The sequence below is a fragment of the Chryseobacterium metallicongregator genome, from assembly GCF_031324065.1.
Taxonomy (GTDB): domain Bacteria; phylum Bacteroidota; class Bacteroidia; order Flavobacteriales; family Weeksellaceae; genus Chryseobacterium; species Chryseobacterium metallicongregator.
In genome coordinates, this window is record NZ_JAVIXS010000008.1 from 100,875 (window position 1) to 114,880 (window position 14,006).

The following is a 14,006-nucleotide window of genomic DNA, read 5'->3' on the forward strand; positions in this document are numbered from 1 at the left end:
CCAGAAAATCGTAAAAAAGTAATTTTTTACGATTTTCTTTAACATATACATATATATTATATCATATGAATTCCAACCAATGTTCTTTCTGTGGCAGAAAAAGAAATGAAGTACAGATGCTGATTTCTGGGCAGAATGGTTTTATTTGTGAAAATTGTATAGAGCAGGCACATGCTATCGTAAAAGATGGTGCATCAAAAACAGAATATTCACCTGCTAATAGCATGGAGGAGCTTAAAAAGCCAAAAGAGATCAAAGAATTTCTTGATCAGTATGTGATCGGACAAGATCAGGCAAAAAAGCAACTTTCCATTGCTGTGTATAACCATTATAAAAGACTGCTTCACGCCAAGGACGAAAACAGAGAAGTAGAGCTTGAAAAGTCAAACATTATCATGATAGGAGAGACAGGAACAGGTAAAACGCTTCTGGCAAAAACTATTGCAAGAGAACTTAATGTTCCTTTCTGTATCGTGGATGCTACTATTTTAACTGAGGCAGGATATGTAGGAGAAGACGTTGAAAGTATTCTTTCAAGACTTTTAATGGTCGCAGATTACGATGTGGAAAAAGCTGAAAAAGGAATTGTTTTCATCGATGAGATTGATAAGATTGCCAGAAAATCGGACAATCCAAGTATTACAAGAGACGTTTCAGGAGAAGGCGTACAGCAGGGATTATTAAAACTGCTGGAAGGAAGTATTGTGAATGTTCCGCCACAAGGAGGAAGAAAACACCCGGATCAGAAATATATCCAGGTAAATACCCAAAACATCCTATTTATTGCAGGAGGAGCTTTTGACGGGATCAAAGAGATCATCGAAAGAAGAATGAACAAGCAGGCCATTGGTTTCAGCTCTGAAAAAATCAATAAAACAGACGAGGACGAATATATATTAACAAATATTAATGCAATTGACCTTCGTACTTTCGGATTAATTCCGGAACTTTTGGGAAGATTTCCAATTATTACTTACCTCGATAAACTCACAAAAGAGACACTGGTAAGAATCATGAAGGAACCTAAAAACTCTATCGTGAATCAATTTGTGGAACTTTTTAAAATGGATGGCACAAATTTGGTTATTACAGACGGAGCAATTGAAAAAATCGTAGAGGAAACTATTGAAAAAGGATTAGGTGCAAGAGGGCTTAGAGGGACCACCGAAAAAGTTCTAGAAGACTATATGTTTTCAATAGGAGAGGAGAAAGATATCATCTTAAATGAAGATAATGTTTTGATTAATAGATAAAATATTTTTTTTTTAAGAAAATTAATAATACCTTTGCGGGTGAAGATTGTATTAACACACAAATAATTTATACAATGAGAAAAAGTTTATTTGCTATAGGTCTTTTAGCAATTAGTTATTCTGTTCAGGCGCAGATACTATGTCATGTTGACACTAATGCTAATATGTATGTGAGCGAAGGCACCCTAGTTTATAGCGGTGGAGGTGTACAAACAAAAGGTAATGGCCTTTTGGACGTGCATGGAAATATCATGGTTGTAGGATCTGCTACAGATGGTTTTAAAACAATTGATGCCGGTGGTGCTGATAAGACTGACGGTGGAAATATCATCTTAAGACTTAATACCCCTGCTTCTTTTGCTACTTCCACGTATGGCCAGTTGTACATCGATGGACTATCCCAGTCCAACATTACAGGTATTGTCACCAAAGAGTACAGAACTACAAGTAACGGTAGTGGCAATTATTTCCAACAAGTTGCTTTACCTTTCTTTGGTAAAGCTTTAAGTTCATTATCTACTGAAGTTGGTAAAACTTTTAATACTGGTAGATATAGTAATCCAATTCTAAAGTGGGATAACGCCAATGCGGTTTCTGCACATTTTACAAATTTAGCATCTACTACTGCTGATGGTTCAGGGTATTATATGTTGAAAGTTTCCAGTAATGACTGGAATCCAAGCACACCTGCAACAGGAACTGTTTTCAATATCAATGGAAAACCGTATGCTCCACTAACAGGAACTGTGTCATTGCAAAATGCAGGAAAATCTAATTTAGGAGCTTCCAATGTTGTATTCGGAAATGGTGGTAATGCTGTGAATTCTTACAACGAAAAGTATAATACTTATCTTGATGATTCATTTGAATTTACTACAACTCCATGGGCTGGAACATTTGGACAAAATTTCTACCAATTCGGTAACCCTTTCCTTACCAACTTAGATTTATCTAATATTGGATATACTGAAAGCGTTACAGGATCAGACGGAAATGCAGTGAAGAATATCTGGGGTATTGAATATAATCCAGGTACTGTTGTTACACTTCCTGGAGGTTCTACTTATGCTACAGGTGCTCAGGTAGTTACTTACGTTACTACAGGTGACGGAGTTGCTCCGGCAGTTGGAGATGTGAACTTGGATAAAATGGTTATCAAACCTATGCAGTCGTTTAAAATAAAGTTAAGAGATAATACAGCTCAGACTTTAGACTTTAATACACTAAGAAGATTCAAATCAACAGCTAGAACAGCAGGTACTCCTAACGGTGTAAATGCAGCTAAAATGGCTGGTAAGAATACAGCCAATACTGTAAAACAGCTTGGAGTAATTGGTCTTGATGCTAATGGTAATGAGATTTCCAGAACGTACTACGTGGTTTCTCCATCATTTACAACTGGACACCAGGTTTCTACTGCTACAACAGTTCAAAGTTCAGCTGGTACCAGAATTATTGGTACTTACGAAGAAGCATTGAATGGTGGGTATGATAATAATTATACTAACTATTGGTTATATATTAACGAAGCTAATGAGGGTAACTTCCAAGGTAAAAATGTTAAGTTAGTTAATTACAAACTTGATCAGGTTAAATCTTATAAGTTCGAGATCAGAGAAAATGCAGAACTTATTCCTGCTGGTGCACACCAGTTATCTTCAGGAATTGGTTTCTACTATAAAGCGGAAAATGGAAATTTAGTACAGGCTAAACAGGGAGATGTGGTAGCTGTAACAAATGAAGAAGCTAACTTGTATTATGGTGAACCAAGTAATATTACTTTAGGTGTGGATAAAGCAACTCCTAGTGTTTCCAGAACACTTGTTGTTTACGATCCATCTATTACAAATTACATTGTTAGATTTGATCCAAAATGGAAAAAAGCAGACATTCAAGTTTATGATATGAGCGGTAAACTGGTAATCTCTAAAAAAGCGGTTGAAACATCCAGAGATTTTGTAATCGAGCTTGATGGCTCAGTTAAAAATTCATATGTTGTAAAAATCGTTTCTGATAAGGGAGAAACTGTTAACACTAAAATCTTAAAATAAACCACATGAAAACTATTAATAAACTAGTCTTGGCATTTTTCCTATTTGCTGTATCTATAGCAAATGCTGCTCCACCACAACCAGCAATCCCGGGAGGAGGAGGTAACGGAGGAAACGGTACCGGGTCACCTGCCTCACCAATTGATATGTATGTATATGTACTGGGTATAGTAGCAATAGGATTTATTGTTTACTTTACAAAAAAGTACAAGAGCGTAAAAGCATAAAATTTTATTAAAATAATATTAAACTCTCTGATTAGTCAGGGAGTTTTTTTATTTTTACTTTATGAAAAAGATTTATACGCTATCAGCGGTTTTGGCTGCATTTGCTTTACAGGCTCAATTTACTGTTACAATTCAGGCTCCGGCAGACTTTAAAGACCAGGATGCTATTCTATATACACTTAACGGATCAAAAGATATTATTGTTACTAAAGAACAAAGTAAGAATAGTACATGGACTTTTAAATATCCAGGTCATTATATGGGGATGATGAAAGTTTATTTTCCTGGCTCTAATAATACTGTAAGCTTTATTTCTGAAAATAAAAATGTCAACTTTAAATTGGATATTCAGAATAGCAAAGTAAAAGATGTTATTTATCAGGACGATGCCAATAATCTGATGAGCAAACAACAGGAAGGCTCCCAAAAGAAAGAGCTTATTTTGCCAGCTTTAGCACAAATCAAAGAATATTACAAAGACAATACAGATTTTGGAAAAGCTTTGAAAACAGAAATTGACAGACTTTCTGGTGCTTCAGGTTCTATTGATGCTGCGCAACACCCATTTATTGCTTATTATAATATGAATTACAGCAAGTTTCTTTCTAACTCACCCGATTCAGCCAAGAAAGTAGATCAGGAAGAAATAATCAACTTTTTGGACAAATCAAATGATATGCTTGAAAGCTCATCGTTATTGAGACCTGTATTAGTAGCTTATCTGAATTCAGGAGGAAATGCTAATGTTACAGCTTCTGTTGATAAGTTGCTGGATCGTTTAAAAGTAGAAACTCCAAGAGGACAGACTGTATTGTCAGAATTGATTGATATTTTTGATGTCTATCAGATGGATGAATACAAGAGCAAATATCTGTCTCTAGCTAAAAATCTTAAATGTACCATTACTGACAGGCTTGCTTCTACATTGAAATCGAACGCAAACATTGAAATGGGGGCTGTTTTCCCTAATTATAAGTTCCAGTCACCTGTCAATACCACTGCAAAATCTTTACACGATATAAAGGCAGATAAGAAGGTCGTTGTGTTCTGGTCATCTACATGCTCACACTGTGAAAGTGAACTTCCAAAACTTTTGGAAAAATATAATGATTTAAAATCAAAAAATATTCAGATTGTAGGGCTGTCTTTAGATGTGGATAAGAATTCATATACCAAAAAAATTGCTGCATTTCCTTGGGTGAATGATTCAGAATTGAGAGGATGGAATAGTAGTTATACAGATTTATATAATATTCATGCAACTCCGACGTATTTTATTTTGGATGCTAACAATAAGATAATCAGCAAACCAGATCACGTTGGTGATGTTTTAGAATATTTTAAGCTAAAATAATTTTGGAGGTAAAGAAATATTTTCTATATTTGCACCACCAAAACGGCGAGGTAGCTCAGTTGGTTAGAGCGCAGGATTCATAACCCTGAGGTCACGGGTTCAATTCCCGTCTTCGCTACAATAAACCGCAATCATTAATTTAATGATTGCGGTTTTTACTTTTAAAAGAATTGTCTTTTTATCTTTTAATTCTTTCCAATGAATTTTACTTTTTAACGATTTTATTCTTCTAATGGAATATTAAGGGAATAATTATACTACTTTAGCTTCATTATAATGTCCGGTTAATTTTTATGACCAACTAATGCTATGATTGCCCTCATATCCGTCGTTTTCTTGCCTTTTTTTGAATGATCATATTTTTTGCGATAAAATCCTTTACTTAGTTAGATTGTGGCTGTAATAGGCAATTTAAACAAATGAGATTGATTGGACTTCTGCAAAACATTATCAGATGACTCGGAATTTTAAAAATAAATAATAAAAACCCCGTTTTACAATTTGCAAAACGGGGTTAGTTTTTAATAAAAGGGTTATTAAACCTGATATCCAAGTAACTTTCTGATTTGATAGAAGAATCTTTCAATCAGTCGCAGGTCTTGTGTTACAATTTCTGCACTGCCTCTAAGCTCTTTATCGAATGTAAGTGTTTTATTGTAGCTTGTTTTTAATCCTTTTGGTAAAATTACATCTACATAGTAATTTCCTTTATCATCAGGAATCAGAGAGATATTCTGTACCTTTCCTTCGATGATACCGTATTCCTGGAATCGGTAATTGTCCAGTTTAATCAGGACTTTCTCACCAGGAGTTATTTTTCCTGAATTTGTGGTAGGAACAGACATCCTGCCCACTAGTTGCTCTTTATTTTTAGGAAGAATAGAAAGGATGGGTTCTCCTACCTTTACAAACTGATTCTCACCAAAGAATTGTTGGAAACTGGCAACACCATCAGTGGATGAGATTACAAGATAATTCAGTTCCCACTGTTTTAGAGATTTTCGAAGCTGTTCAAGAAGCTGTAGAGTTTGGGAAGAGTATGTAATTCTGTCTTTTTCTGTATTTATGGCAGTTCCGCTTTTGGTCTTATTCAGATTGGAAATTCCTTCATCCATTTGAGATATGGAGATTTTGATATTCTCAAGGTTTTGCTGTGCCTGAAGATATTTGATCTTTTCGTTTTCAAGTTCCATGGCTGAAATAACCCCTTGGTTGAATAATTCCTGAGATCTGTTGAAGTTTTTCTTTGTCAGATCATATTTTATAGATTCCAGGTTCTTCTGCTGTTTCAAAGTAGCAATTCTTATTTTATATTCTGAAATGCTCTGATTGGCGGCCAGATTTTCAGGAGCATAAGGCTGTAGTCTTGTAAAAAGAGCTTCATCCTGAAATGCTTTTGCGAAACTGTTATATTCACCCTGCAATTCACCCAGTTTAAATCTTGAAGCCTGGGCAATAGGGAAGGTATATAATTTATCAGGTGTGATAGAGTCTACCAGTTTTTTAAGCTCTAAAATGTCTTTATAGTTAGCTGCAGACTGCATCACCATCAGAACATCATTCTTTTTAACTTCCTGATGGTCTTTTATGAATATTTTTTCAATTTTGGAACTGGTTCGTGCTTCTATTTTCTCAGGAGGATTCTGGGAAGTTACAATAATAGGAGCCGGTACAAATTCCGGATATTTTATAATGTAGCTCATTAAGAGAATCAACAGGAGGATAATAAATATCGCGGTATTTCCCCAGCGGATCATCCAATGTGGTGGCTGGGTAAGAATATCCTGTACACTCTCTGAGCGGAGTTCAATATTGTCTAAAACGTCTTCTTTCATTGTTTTGAGGTAAAATTTTCCCAATATTTTGGGAATATAATTTAAATAATTGGGAAGTTCCCGTCATACCTATCCGGTGCGGAAGTATTTGCATCAGGAAGGTATTTTATATTTTTCATTATTAATATTAGTCTTTAATAAGTTTTTCGAATTCCATTAGCTGCCTAATTCAAGCTGATTTCTTACAAGTCTGTAATACTCTCCCCTTAAATCTACCAGATCGGCATGACTTCCTTCTTCAACTACTTTTCCTTGATCCAGTACAATGATTTTATCAGCATGTCTTACTGTTGAAAGTCTGTGGGCAATCACCACTGCTGTTTTGCCTTTAAAGAACTGTTCAAGATTTTCCATAATTACTTTCTCATTATTGGCATCTAATGCAGAGGTAGCTTCATCAAATAAAATATATTCAGGGGATTTGTAAACGGCTCTTGCAATGAAAAGTCTCTGTTTTTGACCTCCACTTACGCCAACTCCTTCATTTCCGATCTTTGTATTATAACTTAATGGAAGACTTTCAATAAAATCTTTGATATTGGCTATCTCTACAGCACGTCTTAGTTTTTGTTTATCTATATGATCTTCACCTACAGCAATATTATTGGCGATGGTATCATTGAATACATATCCTTCCTGCATTACAACTCCACAATGATCTCTCCAGTATCTCGGAGAAATATTTTTCATATTGGTATTTCCGATTCTGATTTCACCCTGGTCCGGATCATAGAATTTCATCAACAGTTTCAATAAAGTAGTTTTTCCACTTCCGCTGGCTCCCACAATGGCTGTTGTCTGCTGATAAGGAATCGTAAGGCTTAAGTTTTCAAAAACCGGAACATCAGAACCAATGTACCTGAACGACATATCTTTGATTTCGATATCTTGCTTCGGAACATCTGTGACGTACTGCTCATTTTTATCTTCTTCATCATCTTTATCATGGATTTCTCCTAATCTTTCAAGGGAAATCTTGGCATCCTGAGTTTGTTTGATAAAGTCGATAAGCTGAAGAAGCGGGCTGTTTAATTGTCCAATAATATACTGAACGGAAAGCATCATCCCCAAAGTAAGGTTTCCACTTAAAACAAGTTTTGCAGAAAGGAAACTCACCAGAATATCTTTCATCTGATTGATAAAGTTTCCTCCAACAGACTGCCATTGTTCTAATGAAAGAGATTTTATTCGGATCTTAAATAGTTTTACCTGTAGAAATTCCCAGTCCCATCTTTTTTGCTTCTCGGCATTATGCATTTTGATTTCCTGCATACCGTTGATAAGCTCAATTACTTTACTTTGTTCCTGAGATACCTGTGAGAATCTTTTATAATCTAGCTCTTTTCTCTTTTTGAGGAAAAAACTGATCCAGCCAATATATAATACAGCTCCTACAAGATAAACGATGAAAAGTCTGTAATCGTAAAATAATAATACAATACTGAAAATAATAAGGTTGACCAAAGAGAATAATGTATTCAGTGAAGAGCTTGTAAGAAGCTGTTCAATTCTGTGGTGGTCATTAATTCTTTGCATGATATCTCCTGTCATTCTGGTATCAAAGAAACTTATCGGAAGTTTCATTAATTTGATAAAGAAATCGGAGATGATCGAAATATTGATCCTTGCCGAAAGGTGAAGAAGAATCCAGCTTCGGATTGTCTCAATTCCCATTCTTCCCAGGAATAGCATAATTTGGGCAAGGAGAACTACATAGATAAAATTAATATCCTGATTCTGGATCCCGACGTCTACAATACTTTGGGTAAGAAACGGGAATATCAGGGAAAGTAAACTTCCTCCTAATAGACCAATAGCCAATTGTATAACAAGTGTTTTATACTTAAGAAGATATTTGGACAAGAATGTAAAGCTTGCCTTACTCTCTTCAGCATCAAACTCTGTCTGGAAGAATGCAGGAGTGGTTTCAAGAATCAGGACAATTCCTTCTTCTGTATTTTCGTTGGCATTTTCTCCAATCCAGGACTTGATGAATTCTTCTCTGGTATAAGTGATCAGTCCATAGCTGGGATCTGAAATATAGACTTTGTTATTTTTGTCGATTTTGTATACAACAACAAAATGATTTTTATTCCAGTGTGCTATACATGGAAAAGGAACTTCTTCTGTAAGGGTATTGAAATCGATCTGGACTCCCATTGACCGGAATCCAAGATTTTCTGCGGCGTCGCTCAGGCCAAGAAGGCTGCTTCCTTCACGTGTTGTTTCGGAAAGGTTACGAATCTGCTGCAGAGATATACTTTTACCATAATACTTACTGACGATTCTGAGGCATGTAGGGCCACAATCTTTGGTATCTGGTTGCTTATAAAAAGGAAACTTTTTTTTCAAAACTACTACTCATTATAAAATGCCGTCAATAAATGACGACATTTTTACTTTAATTCAATTATAATTCAATGAAATGGTAAACTGGAAATAGTCCCATTGATCACCGTTTTTCTACTCTTTTACATCTTTTCAGATGGTTATTTTGTTTTTCCTAAGATAGTGAAATTTTTAAATGAATGAGATTTATTTACTAGATCTCATCATCCTCTATTAATTCATCAATAAAGAATAAAATATCTTCACGATCATACTTGTCTGGAAACTGATATCCATTGATGATAAAGATAGGAGTAAAGCTTAATCCTGCATTACTGTTTTCTATGGACATGTCTACTAATGGATTCAGATTCTCTGAAGTTACGTTTCCTCCGGAAAGCGCATTGATTTTGCTTTCATCCTTAGTTTCAAACCATTCTTCTACAGCATGTAAAAATTCTTTTTCAGGTTTGTTATGATAGATATGAGTTAAATCTGAAATAAGCTGAGTGTATTTTTCAGGAGCTCTGTCTGGGCTGTAATTGAATCTCATCTGTAGTGAAATATTCTCCGGATATTTTTCCAAAAGTCCTTCAACAAGCTTATGCGCATCTTTACAGAAGCCACAATATGGATTGGAAACGATAGAAATACGAAGTTTAGCATCTCTTTTTCCAACAGCAAAAGTTTCAGTATCATGAAATTCTATTTTTGGATTTTGTTCCATCTGGTTTTTAAAAAGCTCATAGTTTCTCTTGAATCTGAGATTTTTCGCATTCGATTTTTGAAGAGCTTCTTTTTGCTCAAGAAGAGTGTTGAAATAGATAACTGCAGAAAATACAAGAGCCCAAAGAATAACAGTCAATAAAAGAGTCCCCACACTGAAAGACAGATTCTCAAAAAATAAACTACTGATTACAATTTGTCCTACCAGGATTGAAATAATCAAAAGACATACTCTACAAAATGTTTTTTCTACAAATGCCTGGATGTATAAAGAATATCCGATGGCAATTACAGAAACGAATGTGAAACCTTTTACGATATACGCTGTTGCTGGTAAGAACAGACCTAATACGGCAAGTCCTGCAAAATAAATCAGAGAAAAATCTGCAAACTTTAAGCCCATAATACTGGTTTTATCCTGTTTGATGATCTTATCACACGAGTTGGCTGTCTGACTTGCTGTAGCGCCTCCGCCTCCACATATACTTCCGATGACAGTAGAAGTATTCCCGAATTTCTGATTGAAAATTTCCAGGGAAATATAAACTCCTGCTAAGGAAAGTACATTAAATAGAGCTTCGTAAATGGTTTGGCTAATAAAAGAATAGGCAAGAACAGTTGCAAAAATGAGATAAAGAACCGGTTTGAAATTAAAAGCCAGTTTACTTTCTGCATTTTCTGTTTTCTCAAACAGCAGTACAAAATCTGTTGATTTATTATAAAGTTCTTCTTTACCGAAGGTTTTTGCTTTTTCTGAATATACGGAATAATTGCTTCCTGACTTTTTTACCAGCGAAAATGAGTTCTCAACAATGGCAATAAATTCTTCCGGAAGTTCGTCCCAATATTCTTTGTCAAGTTCGTAAGCATCATTTTTTACTCCCATAAAGTTGAGTGTGTCACTAAATGCCAGTGCAGATGGATAATTGGGATGGGAGTTGAACTGGAAAATAAATTCCTGTTTATCGAGTTTTAGATGGTTAATTAGTTTGTCAAAAATCATATTAATATTTTTATCTAAAATACACAGATGTTTTAAATATACAAAAAAAATTTTCCTTTATTAGTGAGATATAAATGGGTGTTGGTAGATTTTATTTGATCCTCAGTATTTTATTGTATTGAATTTAGAGCTTTACAATATAGTATGGTATTGATACTAATAATAGATTCTCTTTTGAAGAAACAAGTTTTGATTTCAACAATCTGGTGTTTGAACGTTTTCAGGATGAAGTATAGATTGAGTTTCCTCATGCAGGTAAAATATACTTGTTTTTAAATTAAAAACAGAATTAATAATCGCTACAAGAATGATGGATATATTTTAAATTTTTGAATTTGAAATTGTAGAAATATCCTATAGAATATAAGAGATAACTCCAATTTTTAAAACAGTGAAAACAGGATGAAATTGAAATGGTTTTTATCTAAACAAATGTTTGGTTTTTTGATTTTTTCATAACTTATATGACTTTTATCCTTGATTTGGTTGTGTAATGCCGCTGTTTTGTGTGATTTGTGACAATACGGGATGAACTCAAAAAAACTTAAAAAATCATAAAGTTTTCATAAAGTTTTAAAAAAGGAGGGAAATGTTTTTGTATTTATAAAATATGTCGTACTTTTACATCGCCTTGAATGAGGGAACAAGTCAAGGTAATAAATTTTTTTTCATCATTTGTGTTTTTAGAATCGTATCGCCTGATACGATTCTTTTTTTATTTATGATTCATAATTTAAGAGCAGATCAATAAAGTAAGAATAGGTAACAGAACCTTCTTGTTGATTACTTTTCAGAAACAGGTTATTGGTAAATCCAAAGAAGTCATCCAGCCATCCCTGATGCTGAAAAACAAAACTTTTTTCATAGGCACGGTCTCTTTTCATGGCAGGAGAGTACTGATGAAGAATATTCTTTACAAACTGTGGGTCTTCCTCAACAATGAACCTTAAAAGACTTTTTAAAGTGAAAAATTCAGTACTGTATCTCAGTTCAGAGTTAGTAGAGTGAATACCTATCAGATATCCCACAAAATTAGCCTCCTGTTCTCTTGCAAAACCCAATTGATGAGAGCTTTCATGGGCTGTGGTGAAAGGGATGAATGTATGAGGTAATTCACTGTTATATTGAGCTTCAGCAGTAAAAGGATTGTAGTATCCCAAAATTCCTGTAAAGTTCATTACTTTTTTGAATAAACTGGGCTTGATATCCAGAATTTGAGTTGCTTTTTTATCTGAAATATAAGAAGGTAGTTTTGCCTGTTGGTGCAAGATTTCCTTTTGTATATCCGTAAGGTTGGTAATGATAAAAACTCCATTTTTATCCTCATGAACAGACTGTCTGGTTTGCTTACATCGTTCAAGATAGACAACGGCTAATTTTTTTGCCTTATTTATATTGGGATCCTCCTGACTGGAAAGTTTTTTAATAATCGGAGTCTGGAAATACAGCATTCCCCAAAATATCTGATAAATGAGATAAAAAATATTAATGATGATCAGAATTCTGATTAAGGAATGATTTCTTTTCTCTTTCCTGAATAAAGAGATCACATAATACAGAAGGAAAGCTCCCAGTAGAATGTATATAAGATCTCCAACAGAAAATGTAATCCAGCTGAACAGCATCTGATGAATTCCTTTTTGAAATTCAAAAAAGCTTTCAAAAAAAGAAATCATCACTTTGGATTTTGAGAATCCATAGAACAAAAGAAATTGGGCAAGTAAAACACCTGCCCAAAATCTCTTTTTCTTATATATTTTTGTTGTTATATTAATGACCATTACCTTTAGATACTTTATCCAGATCAATGCCCTGAGCTTTCAGAATCCCACTTACACGGATCGCATAGAATGCAAGATAAGCAAAACAAATAACCCCTACGATATAACTGAAATGAATATTGGTAATATCTGCAATATAACCCTGTATAAAGCTTACAATACCTCCCCCCATAATCATCATAATAAGGTATCCTGAACCTTGGTTAGTGTGCTTTCCAAGTCCGTTGATAGCCAATGCGAAAATACAAGGCCATAAAGTAGAGCAGAAAAGTCCTACGCTGGTAAATGCATACACAGATACCATTCCTGTAGTAAACATACCGATAAGCAATGCAGTGATCCCTGCCAGAGAGAAGATTAGAAGCATTCTTGCCGGATTTCCTTTGCTTAAGATGTCACAGATAATCATTGCAACGATGATGAATCCATATACATAGAAAGGAGAAAGGTCATGCTTGGCAAGTGCATTCACGAATAAAAACACTCCAAACGCAAGATAAGGGGCTAAGAATCTTAAAATCTTTTTAAAGCCGGCATTCACGTCAAATGCTTCTACAGCACCTGTCCAACGGCCAATCATTAATGATGCCCAGTATAGAGAGATATAGGGAGCTACATCTTTTGTTTCAAATCCTAGATTTTTTTCCATATAGGCAGGAAGGTTACTTGCGGTAGAAACTTCCACACCTACATAAACGAAGATGGCAATCATTCCCATTACCAATTGAGGATACTGGAAAGCCGAAGTTCTGTGTTCTCCCGGAGTTGTATCATCTGTATTCTCAGTATTCGTGGGAGTTACCGCAGGAAGGGAAGAGAATTTAAGCATTAAAGCTACCAGAGCAAAAGCTGCTCCTAATATAAGGTAAGGTACTTTTACACTTTCTATACTCGCTTCCGTATTACCGGCACTTGCAGAACCAAAAATAGCAAATGCAACGATAAGCGGTCCGATAGTCGTTCCTAAGTTGTTGATTCCTCCAGCCATTGTTAATCTCTGAGATCCCGTTTCTGTAGGACCTACTTCAATAGCAAGCGGATTAGCAACAATCTGCTGAAGAGAAAATCCTAAACCTACAATAAATAATCCGGAGATCATTAACGGGAAAGAATGCATATTAGCCGCCGGATAAAATAATAAAGTTCCCATTGCGGAAATCAAAAGTCCCACAATAAGACCGTTTTTGTACCCGATTTTGTTGATCAAATCCTGTTTCAGGCTCTTTGATACAAGCATATAAATTAAAGAACCTACAGTGTACGCTACATAGAAGCATATCTGTACCAGCATACTCTCGGTTTGAGATAAATTGAAGGCTTTTTGAAAAACTGGGATCAGAATATCATTACTGGCTGCTACAAATCCCCAAAAGAAGAATACAGTAACCAACGGAATGAATTGGGCCCAATTGGTTTGTTTAGAATAATTTGACATATTTATTATAGAT

The 14,006-nt window shown here is 34.9% G+C and carries 9 protein-coding genes and 1 tRNA gene; 5 read left to right on the top strand and 5 right to left on the bottom strand.

Annotated elements, in window-relative coordinates:
• The first annotated feature begins 65 nt into the window (after window positions 1-65).
• The 5 genes from clpX to REB14_RS12285 all read left to right on the top strand — a co-directional run bounded on the left by clpX (window position 66) and on the right by REB14_RS12285 (window position 5,003).
• Window positions 66-1,253, top strand: coding sequence for an ATP-dependent Clp protease ATP-binding subunit ClpX (clpX, locus tag REB14_RS12265; RefSeq protein WP_034695858.1), 1,188 nt, complete (start codon window positions 66-68; stop codon window positions 1,251-1,253).
• Between the two features lie 74 nt (window positions 1,254-1,327).
• Window positions 1,328-3,304: a T9SS type A sorting domain-containing protein gene (locus REB14_RS12270; protein ID WP_079240376.1), complete on the top strand. Its 1,977-nt coding sequence runs from the start codon at window positions 1,328-1,330 to the stop codon at window positions 3,302-3,304.
• 29 nt (window positions 3,305-3,333) lie between these two features.
• Complete coding sequence (locus REB14_RS12275; RefSeq protein WP_309522324.1) at window positions 3,334-3,531, top strand: signal peptidase; 198 nt, start codon at window positions 3,334-3,336, stop codon at window positions 3,529-3,531.
• Between the two features lie 61 nt (window positions 3,532-3,592).
• Entirely contained in the window at window positions 3,593-4,885 is a 1,293-nt protein-coding gene (locus tag REB14_RS12280) for a TlpA family protein disulfide reductase (protein WP_309522325.1), read from the top strand.
• 44 nt (window positions 4,886-4,929) lie between these two features.
• Window positions 4,930-5,003: transfer RNA gene (locus REB14_RS12285), tRNA-Met, on the top strand.
• A gap of 418 nt (window positions 5,004-5,421) precedes the next feature.
• On the opposite strand, the gene REB14_RS12290 is transcribed toward REB14_RS12285, so the two are convergent.
• The 5 genes from REB14_RS12290 to REB14_RS12310 all read right to left on the bottom strand — a co-directional run bounded on the left by REB14_RS12290 (window position 5,422) and on the right by REB14_RS12310 (window position 13,993).
• Complete coding sequence (locus REB14_RS12290; RefSeq protein WP_079240379.1) at window positions 5,422-6,720, bottom strand: HlyD family secretion protein; 1,299 nt, start codon at window positions 6,718-6,720, stop codon at window positions 5,422-5,424.
• A gap of 156 nt (window positions 6,721-6,876) precedes the next feature.
• Entirely contained in the window at window positions 6,877-9,072 is a 2,196-nt protein-coding gene (locus REB14_RS12295; RefSeq protein ID WP_079240380.1) for a peptidase domain-containing ABC transporter, read from the bottom strand.
• Window positions 9,073-9,262: 190 nt separating this feature from the next.
• Window positions 9,263-10,777 (bottom strand): vitamin K epoxide reductase family protein, encoded by a 1,515-nt coding sequence (locus REB14_RS12300; RefSeq protein WP_309522326.1) that lies wholly within the window; start codon window positions 10,775-10,777, stop codon window positions 9,263-9,265.
• Window positions 10,778-11,496: 719 nt separating this feature from the next.
• Window positions 11,497-12,558 (bottom strand): DUF3810 domain-containing protein, encoded by a 1,062-nt coding sequence (locus tag REB14_RS12305; RefSeq protein WP_079240382.1) that lies wholly within the window; start codon window positions 12,556-12,558, stop codon window positions 11,497-11,499.
• Window positions 12,548-13,993 carry an MFS transporter gene (locus REB14_RS12310; RefSeq protein WP_079240383.1) on the bottom strand — a complete coding sequence of 482 codons (1,446 nt, stop codon included), beginning with the start codon at window positions 13,991-13,993 and terminating at the stop codon, window positions 12,548-12,550. The genes REB14_RS12305 and REB14_RS12310 overlap by 11 nt, the downstream gene beginning before the upstream one ends.
• Window positions 13,994-14,006: the final 13 nt, after the last annotated feature.